Annotated in this window: 20 protein-coding genes; 11 read left to right on the top strand and 9 right to left on the bottom strand. The window is 62.2% G+C overall.

The features are described from left to right. Window positions 1–116 precede the first annotated feature (116 nt). The 5 genes from JQ629_RS26630 to JQ629_RS26610 all read right to left on the bottom strand — a co-directional run bounded on the left by JQ629_RS26630 (window position 117) and on the right by JQ629_RS26610 (window position 4,985). A complete protein-coding gene (locus JQ629_RS26630; RefSeq protein ID WP_212415154.1) occupies window positions 117–1,724 on the bottom strand; it encodes a benzoate-CoA ligase family protein in 1,608 nt (535 codons plus the stop codon). After that, window positions 1,721–2,860, bottom strand: coding sequence for an FAD-dependent monooxygenase (locus JQ629_RS26625; protein ID WP_212415153.1), 1,140 nt, complete (start codon window positions 2,858–2,860; stop codon window positions 1,721–1,723). Before JQ629_RS26625 ends, JQ629_RS26630 begins: the two co-directional genes overlap by 4 nt. A 126-nt stretch (window positions 2,861–2,986) precedes the next feature. Continuing rightward, window positions 2,987–4,306: a TAXI family TRAP transporter solute-binding subunit gene (locus tag JQ629_RS26620; protein ID WP_212415152.1), complete on the bottom strand. Its 1,320-nt coding sequence runs from the start codon at window positions 4,304–4,306 to the stop codon at window positions 2,987–2,989. 164 nt (window positions 4,307–4,470) lie between these two features. Next, entirely contained in the window at window positions 4,471–4,686 is a 216-nt protein-coding gene (locus tag JQ629_RS26615) for a hypothetical protein (RefSeq protein ID WP_192739279.1), read from the bottom strand. A 77-nt stretch (window positions 4,687–4,763) separates the two neighbouring features. Further along, window positions 4,764–4,985 (bottom strand): cysteine rich repeat-containing protein, encoded by a 222-nt coding sequence (locus JQ629_RS26610; RefSeq protein WP_212415151.1) that lies wholly within the window; start codon window positions 4,983–4,985, stop codon window positions 4,764–4,766. Window positions 4,986–5,107: 122 nt separating this feature from the next. Here JQ629_RS26610 and JQ629_RS26605 point away from each other — a divergent pair, with 122 nt between their 5' ends. The 5 genes from JQ629_RS26605 to JQ629_RS26585 all read left to right on the top strand — a co-directional run bounded on the left by JQ629_RS26605 (window position 5,108) and on the right by JQ629_RS26585 (window position 8,393). After that, window positions 5,108–5,332 (top strand): hypothetical protein, encoded by a 225-nt coding sequence (locus JQ629_RS26605; protein WP_212415150.1) that lies wholly within the window; start codon window positions 5,108–5,110, stop codon window positions 5,330–5,332. Window positions 5,333–5,548: 216 nt separating this feature from the next. Further along, window positions 5,549–6,331 carry a transporter substrate-binding domain-containing protein gene (locus JQ629_RS26600; protein ID WP_212415149.1) on the top strand — a complete coding sequence of 261 codons (783 nt, stop codon included), beginning with the start codon at window positions 5,549–5,551 and terminating at the stop codon, window positions 6,329–6,331. A gap of 24 nt (window positions 6,332–6,355) precedes the next feature. Further along, on the top strand, window positions 6,356–7,018 hold the full coding sequence (locus JQ629_RS26595; RefSeq protein WP_192739277.1) for an amino acid ABC transporter permease: 663 nt from the start codon (window positions 6,356–6,358) through the stop codon (window positions 7,016–7,018). 3 nt (window positions 7,019–7,021) lie between these two features. After that, complete coding sequence (locus JQ629_RS26590) at window positions 7,022–7,672, top strand: amino acid ABC transporter permease (RefSeq protein WP_212265745.1); 651 nt, start codon at window positions 7,022–7,024, stop codon at window positions 7,670–7,672. Further along, a complete protein-coding gene (locus JQ629_RS26585; protein WP_212415148.1) occupies window positions 7,659–8,393 on the top strand; it encodes an amino acid ABC transporter ATP-binding protein in 735 nt (244 codons plus the stop codon). Before JQ629_RS26590 ends, JQ629_RS26585 begins: the two co-directional genes overlap by 14 nt. Before the next feature lie 44 nt (window positions 8,394–8,437). Here the strand turns inward: JQ629_RS26585 and JQ629_RS26580 are convergent, their stop codons facing one another. Then, window positions 8,438–9,277 carry a cysteine rich repeat-containing protein gene (locus tag JQ629_RS26580; RefSeq protein WP_212415147.1) on the bottom strand — a complete coding sequence of 280 codons (840 nt, stop codon included), beginning with the start codon at window positions 9,275–9,277 and terminating at the stop codon, window positions 8,438–8,440. A gap of 224 nt (window positions 9,278–9,501) precedes the next feature. On the opposite strand from JQ629_RS26580, the gene JQ629_RS26575 reads away from it, so the two are divergent. Both JQ629_RS26575 and JQ629_RS26570 read left to right on the top strand, forming a co-directional pair. Beyond that, complete coding sequence (locus JQ629_RS26575; RefSeq protein ID WP_502753347.1) at window positions 9,502–10,686, top strand: efflux RND transporter periplasmic adaptor subunit; 1,185 nt, start codon at window positions 9,502–9,504, stop codon at window positions 10,684–10,686. Window positions 10,687–10,695: 9 nt separating this feature from the next. Next, on the top strand, window positions 10,696–13,866 hold the full coding sequence (locus JQ629_RS26570; protein WP_212415145.1) for an efflux RND transporter permease subunit: 3,171 nt from the start codon (window positions 10,696–10,698) through the stop codon (window positions 13,864–13,866). Between the two features lie 146 nt (window positions 13,867–14,012). Here JQ629_RS26570 and JQ629_RS26565 read toward each other — a convergent pair whose 3' ends face one another. After that, window positions 14,013–15,014 (bottom strand): NADP-dependent oxidoreductase, encoded by a 1,002-nt coding sequence (locus JQ629_RS26565; protein ID WP_212386611.1) that lies wholly within the window; start codon window positions 15,012–15,014, stop codon window positions 14,013–14,015. A gap of 214 nt (window positions 15,015–15,228) precedes the next feature. On the opposite strand from JQ629_RS26565, the gene JQ629_RS26560 reads away from it, so the two are divergent. Together JQ629_RS26560 and JQ629_RS26555 are read left to right on the top strand one after the other, a co-directional pair. Next, window positions 15,229–16,524 carry a dicarboxylate/amino acid:cation symporter gene (locus tag JQ629_RS26560; protein ID WP_212415144.1) on the top strand — a complete coding sequence of 432 codons (1,296 nt, stop codon included), beginning with the start codon at window positions 15,229–15,231 and terminating at the stop codon, window positions 16,522–16,524. Between the two features lie 12 nt (window positions 16,525–16,536). Next, window positions 16,537–17,478: an amino acid ABC transporter substrate-binding protein gene (locus JQ629_RS26555; RefSeq protein WP_249135287.1), complete on the top strand. Its 942-nt coding sequence runs from the start codon at window positions 16,537–16,539 to the stop codon at window positions 17,476–17,478. An 88-nt stretch (window positions 17,479–17,566) separates the two neighbouring features. Here the strand turns inward: JQ629_RS26555 and JQ629_RS26550 are convergent, their stop codons facing one another. Further along, entirely contained in the window at window positions 17,567–18,883 is a 1,317-nt protein-coding gene (locus tag JQ629_RS26550; protein WP_212415143.1) for a bifunctional folylpolyglutamate synthase/dihydrofolate synthase, read from the bottom strand. Further along, window positions 18,876–19,880 carry an ATP-grasp domain-containing protein gene (locus JQ629_RS26545; protein ID WP_212415142.1) on the bottom strand — a complete coding sequence of 335 codons (1,005 nt, stop codon included), beginning with the start codon at window positions 19,878–19,880 and terminating at the stop codon, window positions 18,876–18,878. The genes JQ629_RS26550 and JQ629_RS26545 overlap by 8 nt, the downstream gene beginning before the upstream one ends. Before the next feature lie 304 nt (window positions 19,881–20,184). On the opposite strand from JQ629_RS26545, the gene JQ629_RS26540 reads away from it, so the two are divergent. Beyond that, entirely contained in the window at window positions 20,185–20,958 is a 774-nt protein-coding gene (locus JQ629_RS26540) for a ferredoxin--NADP reductase (RefSeq protein WP_212265754.1), read from the top strand. A gap of 235 nt (window positions 20,959–21,193) precedes the next feature. Next, window positions 21,194–22,066 (top strand): patatin-like phospholipase family protein, encoded by an 873-nt coding sequence (locus tag JQ629_RS26535; protein WP_249135286.1) that lies wholly within the window; start codon window positions 21,194–21,196, stop codon window positions 22,064–22,066. The last annotated feature ends 70 nt before the right edge of the window (window positions 22,067–22,136 follow it).

Here is a 22,136-nt window from a genome sequence, read left to right as displayed (position 1 = left end):
GCAAATGCCGTAATCAGGTCCGGCCAGCCTTGGAAAGGTGCTACAGCCTCTTGACAGCTAACACGGTAGATCCCGGCTCAAGGCCGGGACGACACCGAGGGTGTTGAAGCGAATTGCTACATCCTCAACAGCGCCTGCCGGTCGATCTTGCCCGTACCGGTCTTCGGCAACTCCTCGATGAATCGCACCTCGCGCGGATATTTGTAAGGCAACAGCTTTGCCTTGACGAAATCCTGCAGCCGCTTCGTTGCATCGCTGGCATCGAAGCCGCCTTGGTTCATCACCACCACCGCCTTCAGCGTCATACGCCGGTCCGGCAGCTCGGCGGCGAAGACGGCGCATTCCCGCACGTCGGGGTGTTCGGCAAGGCACAGCTCGACTTCGAGCGGATAGACCCATTGGCCGGAAATCTTGATGAGATCATCGGCGCGGCCGCGAAAAAAATGAAAGCCGTCGGCATCGCGGACAAAGCGGTCGCCGGTGTAGATCCAGCCGCCTTCGCGAATGGTTTCGGCCGATTTGTCCGGCCGGTTCCAGTACAGCGGCGTGTTGGAATCGCCTCGCACCCACATGATCCCTTCCTCGTCGTCATCGACGTCGCGACCGTCCTTGTCCCTGAGCGCGATTTCATAACCGGGGACGCGCAGCCCTGCCGCACCGAGCTTCTTGTGATCGGGCCGGTTGGAAAGGTAGATGTGCAGTGCCTCGGTCGAACCCAGGCCCTCGATGATCTCAAGGCCGGTCAGCGCCTTCCAGCCGTTGAACACTTCACCTGACAGCACCTCGGCGGCGGACAGCGCCATACGCAACGACGAAAAATCCGCGGCCGCTGCGCCATCGGCCTTGGTCAATGACGTATAAAGCGTAGGCAACCCGAAAAACACGCTCGGACGGTAGCGGCCGATCGCCTCGAAGATCGCGGCGGGCTTTGGCTGACCGGGCAGCAACAGCGTGGCGGCGCCGACCGAGAACGGGAAGGTGATGGAATTGCCGAAGCCATAGGCGAAGAAGATCTTCGGCACCGAGAAGCAGATGTCGTCGGGGCTGAGCTTGAGCACGTTGCGCGCAAACGCAGCTTCGCTGTAGGCCATGTCGTGCTGCAAATGCACGATGCCTTTCGGCCGCCCGGTCGAGCCGGACGAATACATCCAGAACGCCATCTCGTTGCGGTGCGTATCAGCCTCCGCGAGTTCGGTGGGCAAGGCCTCCAGCCAGGTATCGGCAGCAAGCGCCTTCGGAACGGCGTGTTCGCCGGCGGTGCCGTTGACCACGATCAGCGTGTGCAGCGGCGTGTCCTTGCAGGCAACAGCGTCGAATCGGGAAGTGAACTCGGCATCGGTGACCGCGACGGCGGCACCGGCGTCCGAGAGATAGAATTGCAGCAGGTCCGGCGGCGTCAGGGTGTTGATCAACAGTGGCACGAAGCCGGAGCGTAGCGCGCCGAAGAATGCGGCCGGGTAAGCCGGCGTATCGTCGAGGAACATCAGGATGCGGTCGCCGCGCTTCAGCCCCAGCGACTGGAAGCCGTGGCCCCATTGCGAGGCCTCGCCGCACAGCTCGGCATAGCTGCGCGTGCCGGCAGGTCCGGTCAGGGCCAGGCGTTCGCCGCGGCCGTGCACGAGATTGTCGAACAGGATGCGGCTGGCGTTGTAGCGCTCCGGGATCGCGAAACCGATTTCGCGCGCGCCGGGATTTTCCAGAGGTACCTGATCGTCGATCATCATGACCGGCTCCCGCTGTTCTTTGCTGCCTCAAAGCGCGCCATGAAGGCCGGCGACATCGCGCGCAGGCGCGCATCGTCGATCCGGCCGGAACGGGTGATGTAGCTGTAGGCAAAATCCATCAGATCGAGCTTCATGTGTTCGGGAAAATGTTCGTACCAGTCGGCGCTGGTGCGCGCCGCCGTCACCAGTTTCTTCACGATTGGCTTGCGTTCGCCCTGGTAGCGAGCAAGGCCCGCGGGAATGTCCGCTTCCGCCTCCAGCGCCTTGGTCAGTGCGATGGCGTCCTCGATCGCGAGCCTTGTTCCCGAGCCGATCGAGAAGTGCGCCGAGTGCAGGGCATCGCCGATCAGCACCATGTTGCCGTGCGACCAGTTCTCGTTCCAGATCCAGGGGAAATTGCGCCACACCGATTTGTTCGACACCAGCGAATGGCCGTCGAGCGTATCTGCAAATACTTCTTCACAGATCGCCTGCGATTGTTCGATGGTCTTGTGCTCGAACCCGTAGGCCTGCCAGGTCGCCGCGTCGCATTCGACCAGGAAGGTGCTCATGGCAGGCGCATAGCGGTAGTGATGCGCGTTGAACGACCCGAGGTCGGTTTTGACGAAGGTCTGCGATAGCGTGGCGAAACGTTTGCTGGTGCCGTACCAGGCGAATTTGTTGGTCGAATGCGAGACCGAGGCGCCGAACTCCTTTTCGAAGTTGCGGCGCACCAGCGAGTTCAATCCGTCGGCGGCGACGATCAGGTCATAACCCTTGAGTTCGTCCAGCGACTGGATGATGGTGCCGTATCGCGGCGTGATGCCGGCGGCGCGCACGCGCTGCTGCAAAATGGTCAACAATTCGAGCCGGCCGATCGAGGAAAAGCCGACGCCGTCGATCTCGACGCTCTCGCCCCGCAAATTGAGCGTGATGTTCTTCCAGCTTTCCATCCGCGGCGTGATCGCATCGACCGTCTCGGGGTCGTCGGCGCGCAAAAATTCCAGCGCCTGTTCGGAGAACACCACGCCAAAACCCCAGGTCGCGCCTTCGGGGTTCTGCTCGAACAGGTCGATCTGTGCGTCCGGATGACGCCGCTTCCAGAGATAGGCGAAGTAGAGACCGCCGGGGCCTCCGCCGATGACGGCGATACGCACGGTACCCCTCCCTAATTGACAGTATACTTACTAGTTGGGGCCACCCTAAACCGGACCGGGAAATGGCGCCACCAAAAAATTTGCGAAAACGGACCGGGCCAACCCTGCCCGTTGGGCCGCACGGAACTAGCTCTGCTTCGCAGCAGGCCCCTCCGCCAGCATTTGCCGGCGGCGATAGATCGAATCTTCCAGCCGATGCGCCATTGAAACCAGCGTCGAAATATCCTGCGCGTTCTCGCTTCTGATCGCGCTCGCCATCTCGGCATCCAGTGCCTGGTCGACCTGGTTTTCGATCTCGGTCAGTTCGGCCTCGCTCTTCACTTCCCTGATCCGTCGCGGCAAGGCGAACAGGCTGCGCAACGTCGTCTCGGCCGGTTCCTGCCGGCCGCCCAGGAACCGCCACGCGGTTGCGAAGATCGAGGCCAGTGCGCCCAGCACCATCGGCGTCAGGTAAATCCAGTTGCCGTACTTGTCCATGAAGCTTTGCTGGGTCCCGTTATAGTAGGCTGCGGCCCCCGGATGGACCGGGATATAGGCGCCGGGATCGGTATCGGGTGCCGTCAGCCCGGCTAGCAGCGGCTGGTCGCGCACGAGATCGTTGCGGGCGGTAACCAGCGCCTGGGTCAGGGTTGTGATCGTGTCCGGGTCGATCTTCTTGTTGGCTACGAGATAAGTCCCGACGCGGAGCGTGGTCAGATCGGCATCCGGCACCGGCGGGCTGCCGCGCAGCGTGCCTTGCGGAATATCGAAGCTTTCATAGGCGCCTTCGACATCGGCGATGGCGCCGGCCGATTCAACCGGGATCAAGGCGGGGAAGGAATTATGCCCGCCCCGGAAGAAGCGCCTCACCAGGGAGATATACTTTTCGCTGAGCGGGACGACCAGCAGGAACGCGCTCGCCTCTTTCGACTGGATCGCGCGCGGCGTATCCGCCGGCGCCATGTTCTTGAAGATCACCTTGTCGCCGAGGTCATACTCCTTTTTCAGGGCCTCGACGATCTTCTGGTTGATCTCGCCACCGACGACGCCGACCGTGTGGCCCTTCATCTTCTCGATGCTGGTCACCTGCGATCCCGGCAGGGCCAGGATCATCAGGACCGATTTGGTGACCAGCGCCACGCTCCGCGCCAGCGAGAGATCGCCGACATCGGCGCGCACGATGGCAAGGTCGGTCTTTCCCTCGGCAAAGATCTTTGCGGAATCCAGCACGTTGTCGGTCGGAACGATCTTCAAACGGACCGCGGATTTAGTGGCTTCCAGCCGGGCGGCGATGACCGACGCGACCTTGGCCGCTTCGCCGTCGAACGAGCCCACCGCGACGCTCAGCACCGTCGGCCTGTCGTAAAAGCGATAGGCGATGAGGCCGGCACCGAGGACGATGCCGGCAACGCCCGCCAGCAGGAGCACCCGGGCCCAGACTGGCAATGCGATTGAATAATTCTTCATCCCGGATTCATGGCCATCGATAGCTTCGAGGCCGTCGATGCTGGCACATCAATCGCGATCCCGCAAAACAGGAATCGGCAAAAGTCGGCCGCTGCGCCGCCGATGATGGCAGGCAGCGGCCGGCAGGTGCAGATGTCTTCGGTTTTGAGCCGGATCAGCTTCGATCAGGTGCAGCGGCGAACCTTCACGCCGTTCACGATCACGGTGCGGCACACGACCGCCGGCTTTGGCTTTTTGACGACGACCGCGCCTCGAGGTCCCGCACAGCCGGCGCGAACGACGCCGTCGGCGCAGACAGCCGCGTTGGCATCGGTCGATTCGAAGGTCATGGCGGTGCCAATGGCGAGCAGGGCGGCGGCAATGAGCAGAAATGAACGCATGTTTCTCCCCGGACGTATCTTGGTTGGTGTTCAGGTTTCTTCTGGAAGGTGCTGCGGGTGCGTCTCAGAGCGCGCGCCTATTTCTTCTCCGCCGCCTGCAATACTTTCTTGCAAGCAGGTGTGAGCTTGTCGCTCTCCTTGGCGAGGCAGGCGATGATCCGCCCGCCGCCCGGCGTGACGCTTTTGCAATATTTCTCGTAATCGCCCATGCAGGCGTCGCGCTGTGCGGCAGTCATCTCCTGCGCGAACGCTTGCGACGCACACAATATGGTGGCTGCAGTCAGGATGGCACGTAGCATCTGTTTTTCCTCCTGGTCTTGGTTGATGATTGTGGTTCTCAAAACGTCAGGCAGGCCGCTCGCTTGCTTCTCGATCTCGCCGCATTGACGCTCCCTTTTTTGTTGCGAGATCAGGAGAACCTATGGCGGAGATCAGAGCCGGATGGCTTTCATTCTGTGCCGATCATCTCGAGCCGGCTTCCAAGGAAATATTTCTGCACGTCGAAAAAATGATCATCGGGACGTTGATCGTATCGGCAGGGCCAAAGGTCAATTGGCACACCGCGTATCAGATCGCGATGACGATTTGTTATGTCGCGCTATCGGTGAGGTTGGTTCAATTGATCCTCGCGTTTTGCGGCGAGTAGCGCGCCACAACCCTGCATCGAATGGCAGAGCGTGTATCATTTGGACGTGAATCTGTCACCTCCGCAGCCTAATTCCAGGGCAGGCGATGATAAAATTAGGAGCAGCTCAAGGCATTGCCTGATGATTGAGCATCGGGCAGGGTCCCGCACTGCGAAGGGGATCCGAAGACATCGGCCGAACCGACCGGCGATGTCGCGATGCACAGGGGACATAGGATGTTGAGGAAATCGATGCTTGCCGCGGCTTTCGCGCTCGCCACCGCCGCGCTGACCACGCCGGCCCATGCCGACGCGCTGGCCTCGATCATGGCGGCCAAGGTCATCAAGGTTGCAGTGCCGCAGGATTTTGCGCCGTTCGGCTCCGCCGGGCTCGATCTCAAGCCGCAGGGCTACGACATCGACATGGCCAACCTGATCGGCAAGGCGCTCGGGGTAAAGGTCGAGATCATCGCCGTCACCAGCGCCAACCGGATTCCCTATCTGCAGACCAAGAAAGCCGACATCGTCATTTCCAGCCTCGGCAAGAATGCCGAGCGCGAGAAGGTGATCGACTTTTCCGTCGCCTATGCGCCGTTCTTCTCCGGCGTGTTCGGTACGAAGGAAATCAAGTTAGCATCGGCCGACGAGCTCAAGGGCAAGACGATCGGCGCCACCCGCGGTGCTATCGAGGAGCAGGAACTGACGAAGCTCGCGCCGGCTGACACTACCATCAAGCGTTTCGAGGATAACAACGCCACCATTGCCGCCTTCGTATCCGGACAGGTCGACCTGATCGCGACCGGCAATACGGTCGCCGCCGCTATCGCCGAGAAGGTCCCGGCCCGGGCGCCCGCGCTCAAATTCGTGATCAAGGACAGCCCGTGCTTCATCGGGCTCAACAAGGAAGAGCCGAAGCTGCTGGCCAAGCTCAACGAGATCATCGCGCAGGCCAAGACGTCTGGCGACATCGCCAAACTGTCCGAGAAGTGGCTGAAGGCACCCTTGCCGCCGGGCTTTTGACCTGGTCGCGGGGGCCAACCCGTCATGAACTACAAGCTCCAATTCGGCGAATTGCTGCCCCACTGGGATGTGCTGCTGTGGGGGTTGCTGTTCACCGTCGTACTGACGGTGGTCTCGACCGTCGCCGGTATCGCCGTCGGCACTGCCGGCGCATCGGCGCGCACCTTCGGGCCGAAATGGCTCGGCAGCCTGGTCGCCGCCTATGTCGAGGTGATCCGCAACACGCCGTTCATCGTGCAGTTGTTCTTTATCTTCTTTGGCCTGCCGGCCGCCGGGCTGAAGCTCAGCGAATCGACCGCGGCATTCCTCGCCATGACGATCAATCTCGGCGCCTATTCGACCGAGATCATCCGCGCCGGCATCGAGGCGGTGCCGAAAGGCCATATCGAGGCCGGAATCAGCCTTGCCATGACCAAATGGGAAGTGCTGCGCCACATCGTCCTCAAGCAGGCGTTCGAGAAGATCTATCCGGCGCTGTCGTCGCAGATCATCATCGTCATGCTGGGCTCGGCCGTGGTGTCGCAGATCTCGGCGCAGGACCTGACCTACGCCGCCAATCTCATCGCCTCGCGCAATTTCCGCAACTTCGAGGTCTATCTGCTGGTGGCTCTGGCCTATCTCTTGCTCGCCATGCTGACGCGTTCGCTGCTGCGCGGCCTTGGCCGCATCCTGTTCAAGGCGAAGTGAGCCATGTTGCAGTTCAGCCTCTGGGACATCCTGTCGAACCTCCTGATCGCCACGCAGTGGACCATCGTGCTGTCGCTGATCGCCTTTGTCTGCGGCGGCGTTGTCGGGCTGATCCTGCTGTTCATGCGAACCTCCAGGATCCCGGCGCTGGAATGGTCCACCAAGATCTACATCGAGCTGTTCCAGGGCACGCCGCTCCTGATGCAGCTGTTTCTGTTCTTCTTCGGCATCGCGCTGTTCGGCGTCGAGGTGAGCCCGTGGATGGCCGCGACCCTGGCGCTGACGTTCTGGACCAGCGCCTTTCTCGCCGAGATCTGGCGTGGCTGCGTCGAGTCGATTCCGAAGGGCCAGTGGGAAGCCTCCTCCAGCCTCGCCATGAGCTACATCGAGCAAATGCGTTACGTCATCCTGCCGCAGGCCTCGCGGATCGCGGTTGCGCCGACCGTCGGCTTCTCGGTGCAGGTGGTCAAAGGCACCGCGCTGGCTTCGATCATCGGCTTCGTCGAGCTGACCAAGGCCGGCACCATGCTCAACAACGCGACCTTCCGTCCCTTCGTGGTCTATTCGCTGGTCGCGCTGATCTATTTCTGCCTGTGTTTCCCGCTGTCCTGGTGGGCGAAAAAAATCGAGAGCCGCCTCAATGTCGCTCGTTAGCATTCGTGACGTCAGAAAGAGTTTTGGTCCGAACGAGGTGCTGAAGGGCGTCTCGCTCGAGGTCGCCAAGGGCGATGTGGTCGCCATCATCGGCCGCTCCGGATCGGGCAAGAGCACGCTGCTCCGCTGCATCAACGGCCTGGAGACCTATCAGTCCGGCGCGATCATCGCCGACGGCATCGAGGTCGGCGGCTCCACCACCAATCTGCGCGAGCTGCGCCGCCATGTCGGCATGGTGTTCCAGCAGTTCAATCTGTTTCCGCACCTGACAGCCGCCGAGAACGTGATGCTGGCGCCGACCGTCGTCAACAAGGTGTCGGCCAAGGAGGCGCGCGCCACCGCGGCCGAGGTGCTGGCGAAGGTCGGGCTGTCCGAGAAGATGGACGCCTATCCGAACCAACTCTCCGGCGGCCAGCAGCAGCGCGTCGCCATCGCGCGTTCGCTGGCGATGCGGCCGAAAGTATTGCTGTGCGATGAAATCACCTCGGCGCTCGACCCGGAACTGGTCAACGAGGTGCTGCGCGTGGTCGAGCAACTGGCGCGCGAGGGCATGACGCTGATTCTGGTCACACATGAGATGCGTTTCGCCCGCGACGTCGGCACCAAGCTCGTCTTCATGCACCACGGCAGGGTGCATGAAGAGGGCGTTCCGAAAGAGGTGTTTGCCGCGCCGCGGACGCCGGAATTGCAGCAGTTCGTCGGTACCGTCGCGCACGCATAGTCCGACCACGCCGTTTCACGGCGTGATCGGGTCGCACGGGTTTACTAGCGCGCCGCGAACTGGCTCAGCACGTCCCTGCAGGCCGGTGACAGTGAAGCCGCGTTGGTAGCGAGGCACTGCACGATCCGGCCGCCGCCCGGCGCCACGCCGCCGCAAAGGGTCTGGCGATCGGCGCCGCAGGCGGACCGCAGCACCATCAGTTCTTCAGCCGGGCGCATCGGCCGCAGCACGATCACGGTAGGTGCAGCAGCGGTGCCTGCCGCTGCCGGAGCCGCCGCCGCCGCGGGAGCTGCGCCCGCCGCCGGTGCGGCACCGCCGCCGACGGCCGCCGTGACCGCCTTCTCGCAAGCCGGCGAAAGTTTTGCCTTGTTCTTGTCCAGGCACTGCAGCGCCGGGGCGCCGCCGGTCGGCACGCCCGCGCAGACTTTTGGATAGTCGGAGCGGCAGGCGCTGCGGACCGCTGAGACCTGCGCGCTGGACGGCTGCCCCGCAGCCGCGGCTGCGGGCTTGGCGTCAGCCTTGGAATCTGCCTTGGAATCAACCTTGGGCGCCGCGGTCGTGGTGGCAGGTTTTGCGCCGGCCGCGGCCGGAGCGGCTTCGGGCTTGGCCGCGGGCGCGGCAGCCGCCGGCGCTTGCACGGCGCGCACCGCGCTTTGACAGCTTGATGACAGGCTCGACATGTTCTTCTGCAGGCATTGCAGCGAAGCCTCGCCGCCCGGCGGAATACTGGAGCAATGCGCGATATAATCCGAGCGGCACTGGGTCTTGATCGCGTCGCGCTGCGCCTGGCTTGGCGCCTGCGCAAATGTCGGTGCTGCGGTTGCGAATATCACTGCCGTCATCAACGCCCCGAGCGTTGCCGCACGTGTCAACGTGTTGATCATTTGAATAAATCCTTTTTGTCGTCGCTGGAGCCGCCGCTTCAACAGAAGTGAAATCATGAACGAGAAAGCGAAGAAAATTTCGCGCGCGCATCATTTTCGGTTTCCGGTTCCCCTGCAAGTGGATTGTTGCTATTTTTATGGGATGGTCGAACGCCATAATTTGAATAGAACGCGCTTTGCAAGAACAAACGTATTGAGGCACGCAAATGAAGTCTGAGCGTTCGCTGGCATGCAGCAGACCACATGACACCTTCAGACAGAGAGGCGCCATTGCGTGTCGCGCGGTCTTCGCCATTGCCGCATTCGGCGTCTTAAGTGCCTGCGAACAAAATACTTTTGTGCCGCCGCCGCCGCCGAAAGTTGAGGTCGCTGTGCCGGTGCAGCGCAGCATCACGCGCTATCTGGAGGCGACCGGCAATACCGCGCCGATCAAGAACGTCGATCTGGTTGCGCGCGTGCAGGGCTTCCTGCAGTCGATCAACTACAAGGACGGCACCTTCGTGAAGGAAGGCACCACGCTGTTCACGATCGAGCCGGAAACCTACAAATTGAAGCTCGATCAAGCGCAGGCCGCCGAAACCGGCATGCAGGCGTCGATGAAGCAGGCCGAAGCCGATTTCAAGCGGCAGTCGGAGCTGGTGCAAAGACAGGCGGTCTCGCAGGCCACGCTCGATACTTCGACGGCGGCACGCGAAAACGCGCAGGCAAACCTGCAGCAGGCCCAGGTCAACACCAAGATCGCGGCGGTCAACTACGGCTATACCAATGTCGCAGCGCCGTTCGACGGCATCGTCAGCGCGCATCTGGTCTCGGTCGGCGAACTGGTCGGCGTCTCGTCGCCGACGCAGCTTGCCAACATCGTGGCGCTCGACCCGATCTATGTGAATTTCAACGTCAACGAACAGGACGTGCTGCGGATCCGCGAAGAGGCAAGGCGGCGGGGCATGACCGTCGAGGAAATCCGCCAGCTGCCGGTCGAGGTCGGATTGCAGACCGAGAGCGGCTTTCCGCACAAGGGCAAGCTCGACTACGTCTCGCCGACCCTCAATCAATCGACCGGCACTCTCGCGGTGCGCGGCGTATTGCCCAATCCCGATCGGGCGTTGCTGCCGGGATTCTTCGTCCGGGTCCGCGTGCCCTTCGACGAGCAGTCGAACGCGCTGCTGGTGCCTGATGTGGCGCTCGGCAGCGACCAGGCCGGTCGCTACGTGCTGGTCGTCAACGGCGAGAACGTGGTCGAACAGCGCAAGGTACAGACCGGGCCGCTCGAGGGCGCGTTGCGCGTGATCGAAAGCGGCTTGAAGGGCGATGATCGCGTCGTCACCGCCGGGCTGCTCCGTGCGATCCCCGGTCAGAAGGTCGACCCGCAGGTCAAGAAAATCGAAGCGTCGCCGGCACCCACCAAATAAGGACCGGCCATGATTTCGAAATTTTTCATCGAGCGGCCCGTCCTTTCCAACGTCATCGCGATCCTGATGATCCTGATCGGCGGGGTGTGCCTGTTCCGCCTCGCGGTGGCGCAATATCCCGATGTGGTGCCGCCGACGGTGCAGGTGACGACGCGCTATCCCGGCGCCAGCGCCAAGACCGTGATCGATACCGTCGCGCTGCCGATCGAGCAGCAGGTCAACGGCGTCGAGGACATGCTGTACATGCAGTCCTACAGCGGCGCCGACGGCACCTATTCGCTGACGGTGACGTTCAAGATCGGTACCGACCTCAACTTCGCGCAGGTGCTGGTGCAGAACCGGGTGTCGAGCGCGCTGGCGCAGCTGCCGCAGTCGGTGCAGAACCAGGGCGTCACCGTGCAGAAGAAGTCGACGGCGGTCCTGCTGTTCGTGACGCTGACGTCGCCGAATGCGACCTATGACAGCCTGTTCCTGAGCAATTACGCCACCATCAACATCAGGGACGAACTGTCGCGTCTGCCCGGCGTCGGCAACGTCACGGTGTTCGGCGCCGGCCAGTATTCGATGCGGGTCTGGCTCGATCCGAACAAGCTGCAGGTGCGCAACCTGATGCCGCAGGATGTCGTCTCCTCGATTCAGCAGCAGAGCCAGCAGGTCACGGCAGGACAGGTCGGCGCCCCGCCGGCGCCTGCGGGACAGGCGTTCCAGTACACGCTGAACGTCAACGGGCGGCTCAGCGACAAGAGCGAGTTCGAGGACATCATCGTCAAGACCGGCAGCAATGGCGATGTCACCCGTGTCCGCGATGTCGGCTGGGTCGAGCTCGGCGCCCAGACCTACAGCCAGGTGTTCTCGCTCAACAACAAGCCCGCCACCGGCATCGGCGTGTTCCAGTCGCCCGGCGCCAACGCGCTCGAGGTCGAGAAGGCCGTCAGGGAAAAGATGGCGGTGCTCGCCAAGGCGTTTCCGCATGACGTGAAACATGACACTCCGTTCGACACCACGAAATTCGTCTCGGAATCGATCAAGGAGGTCTACAAGACGCTGATCGAGGCCGGCTTCCTCGTCCTGATCGTAATCCTGATCTTCCTGCAGGATTGGCGGGCAATGCTGGTGCCGGCGACGACAGTGCCGGTGACGATCATCGGCGCCTTTGCCGCGATGGCGGCGCTTGGCTTCACCGTCAATATCTCGACTTTGTTCGCGATCGTGCTCGCGATCGGCATCGTGGTCGACGACGCCATCGTCGTGGTCGAGGGCGCGGCACATAATATCGAGAAGGGCATGTCCGGCCATGACGCCGCGATATCGGCGATGGACGCGCTGTTCGCGCCGATCGTCGGCATCACGCTGGTGCTGATCTCGGTGTTCCTGCCGTCGGCCTTCCTGCCGGGACTGACGGGGCGGATGTATTCGCAATTCGCGCTGGTGATCGCGGCGACCGCGCTGCTCAGCGCCATCAATGCCGCGACGCTGAAGCCGACGCAATGCGCGCTGTGGCTGCGCCGGCCGGCGCCGCCGGAACAGCGCAATTTCTTCTACCGCGGCTTCAACGCGGTCTATGACCGGGTCGAACGCGGCTATGCCCGGCTGATCGGCCGCCTGGTCGCGCACAGCAATATCTCCGTGATTTTTGCCCTCATCCTGATCTGTGGCGCCGGCTACGGCCTGTCGCGGGTGCCGACCGGCTTTATTCCCATTGAAGATCAGGGCTATCTGCTGGTTGCCGTGCAACTGCCCGACGGCGCCTCGCTCGATCGCACCCAGCAAGTGCTCACCCGGGTCAGCGAAATCGCCGGCAAGCACCCGGGCGTCGATCAGGTCATCAGCATTTCCGGCATCTCGGCGCTGGATAGTTCTTCCAGCCTGGCCAATGCCGGCGTCGCCTATCTGATCCTCAAGGAGTGGAGTGCGCGCGGTGAGGGCGAGGACCTGCGGTCGCTGTTCGTCGGCCTGAACGAGAAGATGTCTGCCATCGAGGAAGCGCGCATCCTGGTGGTTCCGCCGCCGCCGATCCAGGGCATCGGCAACGCCGCCGGTTTTGCGATGCAGGTTCAGTTGCGCGACGGCAATGCCGACTACGGCAAACTGCAGGCGATTGCCGGCGCCATCGTCTCCAACGCGCAGACGCAAAGCGCGCTGCAGCGCGTCAGCTCGTCGTTCCGTGCGATGGTGCCGCAATTCGACGTCGAGGTGGACCGGGTCAAGACCCAGACCCTGCATGTCACGACCGACCAGATATTCTCGACGCTGTCGTCCTATATGGGATCGACCTACGTCAACCAGTTCAACAAGTTCGGTCGCACCTTCCAGGTCTATGCCCAGGCGGATGCGCAATATCGCCTGACGCTGCGCGACATGGCGAACATGATGGTGCGCAACAGCAATGGCGACATGATCCCGCTCGGCACGGTCGCCAAGATCACGCCGGCGGTCGGCCCCTCACTGATCAGCCTGTACAATCTCTATCCGTCCGCAAGCATCATCGGCCTGCCCGCCACGGGCTACAGCTCGGGCCAGTCGATGAAACTGATGGAGGAGATCGCCGGAAAGACCCTGCCGCAGGGGACCGGCTTCGAATGGACGGCGATGTCGTACCAGGAGAAGGTCGTCGGCGGCCAGATCTACTGGGCGTTCGGGCTCGCGCTGTTGCTGGTCTATCTCGTGCTGGCCGGACAATATGAAAGCTGGTTTGCGCCGATCTCGGTGATATTAGCGGTGCCGTTGTCGCTGCTCGGTCCGATGATCGTGCTGACGGGCCTGCGGATCGAGAACAACCTCTATACCCAGATCGGTATCATCCTGCTGATCGCGCTGTCGGCCAAGAACGCCATTCTGATCGTCGAGGTCGCGCTCGAACTGCATGTGCGCGACCGCAAGCCGCTGCTGGAATCCGCCGTTGAGGCGGCGCGAGCCCGGTTCCGGCCGATCCTGATGACGTCGTTTGCCTTCATCCTCGGCGTGGTGCCGCTGGTGCTGGCGACCGGCGCCGGCGCCAACGCCCGCAAATCGATCGGCATCACCGTGTTCTCAGGCATGCTGGCCTCAACCTGCCTCGCGGTGCTGTTCGTGCCGACGTTCTTTGTCGTGGTGCAGCGGTTCGAGAACTGGCTCAGCGAGAGGAAGCGGAAAAAAGCGAGCGCGCAGGTGGCGCCGCAGACGCCGGGTGCTGCGCATTAGAACTCCGTTCCCGTCGTCCCGGCCTTGAGCCGGGACCCATACGCCGCGGCCTATGGGTGAGGGCGCTGGCGTTAGTTACCTTCTGCAACAATAACCGCCGCGGAGTATGGGTCCCGGCGTTCGCCGGGACGACGTCGAGTGTGAGGCTACACCTTCACCATCCGCTTGCCGCGGTTCTCGCCGGCCAATAGTCCGATCAGCGCCTGCGGTGTGTTTTCCAGGCCGTTGATGACATCTTCCTGCACTTTCAGTTTGCCGGAAGCGACCCAGGACTGCAGGTCCTTCAGGGCCTGATCGCGCTCGTTCATGTAGTCCATCACGATGAAGCCCTGCATGATCAGGCGTTTCACCACGATCAGACCGGGCACCCCGCGCGGGCCGGTCGCCGACGGCACGCCGTCATATTGCGAGATCGCGCCGCAGCAGGAGATGCGGCCGCGGTTGTTCATCAGGGCGATGCAGGCCTCCAGAATGTCGCCGCCGACATTGTCGAAATAGACGTCGATGCCCTTCGGCGCCGCTGCCCGCAGCGCCTTGTAGGTGGCTCCATCCTTGTAATCGACCGCGGCGTCGAAGCCGAGTTCGCTGGTGAGCCAGTTACATTTGTCCTTGCCGCCGGCGATGCCGACGACGTGGCATCCCTTGATTTTGGCAATCTGGCCGACGATCGAGCCGACCGAACCGGCCGCGGCCGAGACCACGACGGTTTCACCTTCCTTGGGCTTGCCGACATGGAGCAGGCCGAAATAGGCGGTGAGGCCGGCGATGCCGTAGACGCTGAGCAGATGCGTCATCGGCTCCATCCGGGGCATTTTTGTCAGATGCTTTGCGGGCACCGCCGCGTAATCCTGCCAGCCGGTATCGCCGAACACGATGTCGCCGGGGCTGAGGCTAGGTGCCTTCGAGGACACGACCTCGGCGATGCCGCCGCCGGCCATCACGGTGTTGGCCTCGACCGCCGCGCGATAGGTGGCGCCGTGCATCCAGGCGCGGTTGGCGGCGTCGAGCGAGATATAGCGCGCCCGCACCAGCACCTCGCCGTCCTTCGGCTCCGGCACCGCGCCCTCCGACATCTTGAAATGCTCGGGCCCGAGTTTTCCGGTCGGCTTTTCCACCAGCAGGATCTGGCGATTGACGGTAGCGTTCATGGCGTTCCCTCCCTCGGATTGATCGTTCTTGATGCAGTTGATCGCATATCAGGCGACCGATTGCACATGTTGTGCGCTGCACCGAACGCTAGTCGCCGTGCGCGTGATCCACAACGGAAACATTTCGGCAAGTGTGTAAATTGTCGCAAGTTTGTTGCGCCGCCCTCCAAATCTGCCAAACTTAAGGTTGCCGGAAAAACGGGGGTCAGAAAAAATGTCGAGCAGGTTCACACAATACATCCTGATCGCGATGGCGCTTGGCATCGTGATGGGGACCGTCGTTTTCAATTACATGCCCGACAATCGGGTGGCGATCGCGGCAGATGTAAATCTGGTCGCGATGCTGTTCCTGCGCCTGATCAAGATGATCATCGCGCCATTGGTGTTCGCCACGCTGGTCGGCGGCATCGCCCATATGGGCTCCGGCTCGAGGCTCGGCCGGATTTTTGCGAAGACCATGGGCTGGTTCGTCACCGCCTCGTTCGTCTCGTTGCTGCTCGGCCTTATCATGGTCAACCTGCTGGAGCCCGGCGCGAACTTCCCCGGCACGCTGCCCGACAAGTCGCAATCGACCGGACTGCCGGTGTCGGCGTTCTCGTTCGAAAAATTCCTGATGCATCTGATCCCGACCTCGATCGCGGATGCGATGGCGCAGAATGAAATCCTGCAGATCGTGGTGTTTGCGGTGTTCTTTGCCGTCGCCCTCGGCTCGATGCCGGAGGAGCGCGCCAAGCCGATCCTGTCGATGATCGACGATCTCGCCCACATCATGCTCAAGGTCACCGGCTATGTGATGCTGTTCGCGCCGTTGGCGGTGTGGGCAGCGATCATGGCGACCGTGGCGAAGAACGGCCTTGGCGTCTTGTGGAAGCTGATCGTCTTCATGGGCGGCTTCTATCTGTCGCTGATGATCCTCTGGATCATCCTGATCGTCGTCGGATTCATCGTGATCGGGCCGCGATACAAGGACCTGCTGCGGCTGATCCGCGAGCCGCTGATGATCGCGTTCTCGACGGCGTCTTCGGAGGCCGCCTATCCGAAGACGCTCGAAGGGCTCAACCGGTTCGGCGCGTCGTCGCGGATCTCCAGCTTCGTGCTGCCGCTGGGTTACTCGTTCAATCTCGACGGCACCATGATGTATTGCACCTTCGCGAGCGTGTTCATCGCGCAGACCTATCACATCGACATGCCGCTCGGGACCCAGCTTGCGATGCTGGCAACCCTGATGATCACCTCCAAGGGGGTCGCAGGTGTTCCCCGCGCGTCCCTGGTGGTGATCGCCTCGACGCTCAGCCAGTTCGATATTCCCGAGGCCGGCCTGTTGATGATCATGGGTATCGATACGTTCCTCGACATGGGACGCAGCGCCACCAACGTGATCGGCAATTCGCTCGCCACCGCCGTGGTCGCGAAATGGGAGGGCGAACTCAAGCCGGAGCACGAGCTTGGCCCCGACGACGTGGTCCCATCGGATACCGTTCCCGGCGAGCCCGTCCCGGCCACGCATTGATGGGAGAGATGCATGCATCAGTTCCTAAGTGGATGGCCAACGGCTAGCCCGACGATGGCCGTTGGCCTGTTGCTGGCAGCATGTCTGCTGGCAACGCCGGCGGCGGCCCAGACCGCGAGCGAGGGGCTCAGCCCCACGCTCGCCAACATCAAGAAGACCCATGTCGTGCGGCTCGGCTATCGCGAGAGCTCGCCGCCGTTCTCGTTCCTCGATCATTCCAACCGGCCGATCGGCTACAGTCTCGAATTATGCGAGGCGATCGTCGAGGAAATCGGGGTCGAGGTCGACGATGCGAATCTCAAGATCGAGTACGTCAAGGTGACCTCCGACGACCGCATTCCGGCGGTGACGGAAAACAAGATCGACCTTGAATGCGGGTCGACCACGGCCAATGCCGAGCGCGCCAAACTGGTGGCGTTCTCGCCGCTGATGTTCGTGGCCGGCACCAAGCTGATGGTGCCCAAAGCCTCGACGATCTCGGCGCCGACGGACCTGAAGGGCAAGACGGTGGTGGTCACCAAAGGCACCACCAACGAGCAGGCGATGCATAATGTCGACAAGAAGTTCTCGCTCGGCCTCAAGATCCTGACCTCGCCCGACCACGAGCAATCCTACCAGATGCTGGTGGACGGCAAGGCCGACGCGTTTGCCACCGACGACATCCTGCTCTACGGCCTGATCGCGCGGCACAAGGCCCAGGCCCAGTTCAAGGTCACGGGCGAGTATCTGTCCTACGATCCCTACGGCATCATGTTCCGCAAGGGCGAGCCGCAGCTCAAGGCGGTGGTCGAGCGCACTTTCCGCAAACTTGGTTCGGGCCGCGATCTGGTGCCGCTCTACAACAAATGGTTCGTGGGGCGGCTGCCGACCGGCGAGAAGCTGGGTGTTTCGATCTCGCCGCAGCTCGAAGAGGCTTTTAAGGTGCTCGACGACTCGGCCGGGGGAACCAACTGACGCAGTCATTCCGGGGCGATGCGTAGCATCGAACCCGGAATCTCGAGATTCCGGGTCTGGTCCTTCGGACCATCCCGGAATGACGAAATCAAAAAAACCGCAAATCCTGCGCGCGGCCGCCACGGGCGGCCGTGGCGTATTCGATCGCCAGGAACAGTCCGCCCGCGACATATAGTTTGCGCTTTCGTGATGCTGCCAACGCACCGGCCAGCCGCACGGCATCCTCGATCGTATCGGCAACGTGAACATCGGCCGCGGGATTGGCGAGCCGCGCCGCGGCGGCGATGTCGTGCGGGTTGGCGCCCTTGTGGTACGCCGCCGTGCAGATGATCGTGTCGAACGCCGGCGCCAGCGTGCCGACGATCTCGCCGGCCTTCTTGTCGCCGGAGGCGCCGGTGACGAGGATCCAGTTGTCGCCGCCGTGGATCGCCTTGAGGCTTGCGAGCGATTGCCGGATGCCGTCGGGGGTGTGGCCGACATCGATCACCGTCAGTGGGTCCTGCGCGATGATTTCGAGACGGCCGGGCCATTGCGTCTCGCGCAGGCCGGCGCGGATGGCTTCCTCGATCCGCTCCGGCGCCTTGTGCGGCCGGGCGCCCTGCAGCCAGAGCAGGAACAGCGTGACGGCGATCGCGGCGTTGTTGAACTGAACCGCGCCGAGCAGGCGCATCCCGATGCCGCGATAATCGTGATGGCCGAACTGGTAATCGAACCGCTGCCCTGACGGGGATGCGGACTCGCCGTCGATGCCGATCTCGTCGCGAGCGAACAGCGACGTGATCCCGCGATGGCGATTATATTCGCGCAGATGCCGCCGCAGGCTACGGCAATTCTCGCCGTAAATGATGGTGCCGCCGCTTGCGCAGGCATCGCTCTTGTCGGAGACGATCAGCTCCAGCGAGTTGCCGAGCAATTCGACATGTTCGTAATCGACCGAGGTCACGCAGGTCTGGAGTGCGCCAACCAGGCGGACCGGATCGTAGCGGCCGCCGATACCGGCTTCGAACACGAGGAATTCGCATTCCTTCTCCTCGAAATAGAGACAGGCGAGCGCAAACAACGCTTCGAAGGCGCCGAATTTCTCACCGCGCCGCTGCGAAATCGCGGCGATGGCGGTTTCAACCCTTTGCTTGCACCGGGCGAAATCATCATGGCCGATCTCGGCATCGTCGATCCGAATCCGTTCATTGAAGCGCAGCAGGTGCGGCGAGGTGAAGAGGCCGGTTCGCAGGCCATAGGCACGACCGATCGCGGCGCACATCGCGGCCGTGCTGCCCTTGCCGTTCGAGCCGGTCACCACGACCGAACTGCGCTGCAGCCGTGCGCGATCGATCCCGAGCGCGTCGAGCAATTCGGCCAGGCGCGCGAGGCAGATGCCGTCGCCATATTTTGGCAGGTCAAACACCGAGCAGTCCCATCGCGTGAAACGTGTGATGCCAGATTTTGAGAATCAGGTCGCCGCGATCGGATTCCTCCAGCAGCCGGATCGAAGGATTGGAGTTGACCTCGATCACGGTTGCCGCGCCGGGCTCACCGCCAATGCCGGCGAACAGATCGACGGCTGCGACGCGAAGCCCAAGCACGCGGGCGGCTTTCTTCGCCAGCATAACCGCGGCTTCGGAAGGCGCTGCTTCGAGCACCATCGTTCCGCCTGCGCTCAGATTCATCCGGCCGGGAATGTCGCGGCGTTCGCCCTTTGCCAGCAGGGCGTCGAGCGAAGAGTCGCTATCCCCGGGCGACACCGGCGAAAGGCCGCGGGCGCGAAGGGCATCGTTATGGGCAGCGAACAATTCGCGCAACGTGTGTACGCCGTCGCCGCGGACGAAGGGCGGATATTTGCGCGCGCAATACAGCGCTTCATCGTCGAGCAGGAATATCCGGAACTCGACGCCTTCCACGATCGGCTGGATCAGGACCGCGTCGTAATATTTCGCGACGTCGTCGAGATGCTGGATCAGCGAAGCCTCGTCGTGGCTCCTTTGTGCGAAATCGCCGCGCGATCCCGTCAGCGGCTTGGCGAAGGCGGATCCGCCCAGCTTGCGAAAATACGCCAGCGCGTCGGCGCGCTCATGGCCCAATGGTCGATGCGCACGATAGCGATCGTGCAGGAAGAAATATTCACCGCCGATCGTTTGCACGCCGGCTTCGTCAAGGATTCTGCCGGTGAAGTATTTGTCGGAAGCCAGCGTCGAGGCGGTGGCGTTGTTCTGCGGATACCATGAGCAGCGACCCGCGCCGAAATGCAGGGATTTTGCCTCTGAAGCCACGCTGAAGATCAGTCCCGAGCCGCCGTCGAGATCGCGAAAGGTTAATCCGAATTCGGCGCAGGCGAATTCGGCATAGATCGACTGGTCCGGATAAAAGCCCGGTTTACCTTGTCGAAATTCTCTCACGCTTCGCATGCGGGCTCTTTTGACGCGTTCTAAGATTGCGTAGCAATTTATTGCCAGATTGGTGCCGATTTCAGCAAGTTAATTGCGTGCGTGATCTCTGTTAACGAAGACCAATCGAACCATTCTGCAAAATAAACCGACTGCCATTCCGAGTTCTCAATTGTACGCCGATTGATCTTGACTATCTCCGTCATTGGCGCAATTGAAACGTCAAATCGCCAATGATTTCGGGGGTTTTCGTCGTTTCGAGACCCGAAAACCCGGCAAGAAACTGAATTGTTCTACACCAAGACGTCAGGAAAAACGAAAACACATGAGCGCGTTCTATAGAGAGAAAGTTCTTTCTGTCCGTCATTGGACCGATACGCTTTTCAGCTTCACCGCCACCCGCGATTCCGGCTTCCGTTTCCAGAATGGGCAGTTCGCGATGATCGGCCTCGAGGTCGAGGGCCGTCCGCTGCTGCGCGCCTACAGCATGGCGAGCGCCAATCACGAGGAGGAACTCGAGTTCTTCTCGATCAAGGTCGCGGACGGGCCGCTGACCTCGAAGCTGCAGAAGATCCGCGAAGGCGACACCATCCTGGTCGGCCGCAAGGCGACGGGAACGCTGATCACCGACAATCTGATTCCGGGCAAGCGCCTGCTGCTGCTGTCGACCGGCACCGGGCTCGCGCCGTTCGCGAGCCTGATCAAGGACCCTGATGTCTATGAGCGCTATGAAACCATTGTTCTGGTTCATGGCTGCCGGCAGGTTTCCGAACTCGCTTATGGCGAGGAACTGGTCGCGAAGCTGCGCGACGACGAATTGTTCGGACCGCTATTGTCCGAGAAGCTGCTGTATTATCCGACCGTGACCCGCGAGCCGTTCCGCAACCGCGGCCGCATCACCGACCTGATCACCTCGGAACAGCTGTTCAACGACATCCACCAGCCGCCGCTCGATATCGCGACCGACCGCATCATGATGTGCGGCAGCCCCGGCATGCTGGAAGAACTGCGCCAGCTGTTCGAGACGCGCGACTTCCTCGAAGGCAGCCACAACCAGCCCGGTCACTTCGTGATCGAAAAGGCGTTCGTCGAGCGCTAACGATGTCGTCCCGGCCTTGAGCCGGGACCCATACTCCGCGGCCCGCGTTGTTGAAAAGGAAAATAGCGACCAGCGTGCAAACCAATTGCCGCCCGTGGCTATGGGTCCCGGCTCAAGGCCGGGACGACGTGGGGATAGAGCGTCGCTCCCCCAGTAGCCCATCCCATCCCCCCGCTGCTATAACCCTCCCAACGCCATGCGGCCTGTGCCGACGCGGCGATCAGGGAGCCAAGTGTTGTCGGTACGCGATCAGATCGGCCCGGTGAAGACCGCCTTTGTGTTCGCCGGCGGCGGCAGCTTTGGCGCCATTCAGGTCGGCATGTTGCATTCGCTCGCCGCCCACGGAATTTCCGCCGATATGGTGGTCGGCTCCAGCGTCGGCGCCCTCAACGGCGCCTTCTATGCCGGCGACCCGACACTCAAGGGCGTGGAGCGGCTGGGCGACATCTGGCGCGGACTGACGCGGCATGACGTGTTTCCGATGAGTTGGCGCACGGTGCTGAGTTTTCTGTGGCGGCGCGATTTCCTGATTTCCCACGACGGCATCCGCAAGCTGATCGACGACCACATTCCCTATCGCAATCTGCAGGACGCCAAGGTGCCGGTGCATATCGTTACCACCGACATCATTTCCGGCGACACCGTTGTGTTGTCGGAAGGCTCGACCTCGGAGGCGATCGTCGCTTCGACCGCGATCCCCGGCGCTTTCGCGCCGATCCCCTACAAGAATTACTATCTCGCCGATGGTGCGATCTCCAGCAACACGCCGATCCAGGTCGCGGTTCAGAAAGGCGCCAAACGGCTGATCATCCTGCCGACCGGGCACGCCTGCGCCACGCAGGCGCCGCCCGTCGGCGCGGTCGCCAATGCGCTGCACGCGCTGACGCTGCTGATCGCGCGACAATTGGTCATTGAGCTGGAGGGCCTCGACCCCGGCATCGAATATTTCGTGGTGCCGCCGCTGTGCCCGCTGGTGGGATCACCTTACGATTTCTCGCGCACCGCTGATCACATCGACCGCGCGATTGCCACGACGGATGCGTGGCTGGCCGACCATGGCCTGCAGCAGGGCAAGATTCCCGGGGAAATGCGGCTGCACAGCCACTGAGACACGACGGTTACGCTGCACTGCAAAAGCAGCTTCCGATCAATTGATTCAACCACCGCCGGCTTCGGCA

The sequence above is a fragment of the Bradyrhizobium sp. AUGA SZCCT0222 genome, from assembly GCF_018130205.1.
Classification (GTDB): domain Bacteria; phylum Pseudomonadota; class Alphaproteobacteria; order Rhizobiales; family Xanthobacteraceae; genus Bradyrhizobium.
Note: the sequence above shows the minus strand (reverse complement) of the source record. Positions and strands in the feature narration are given on the sequence as shown.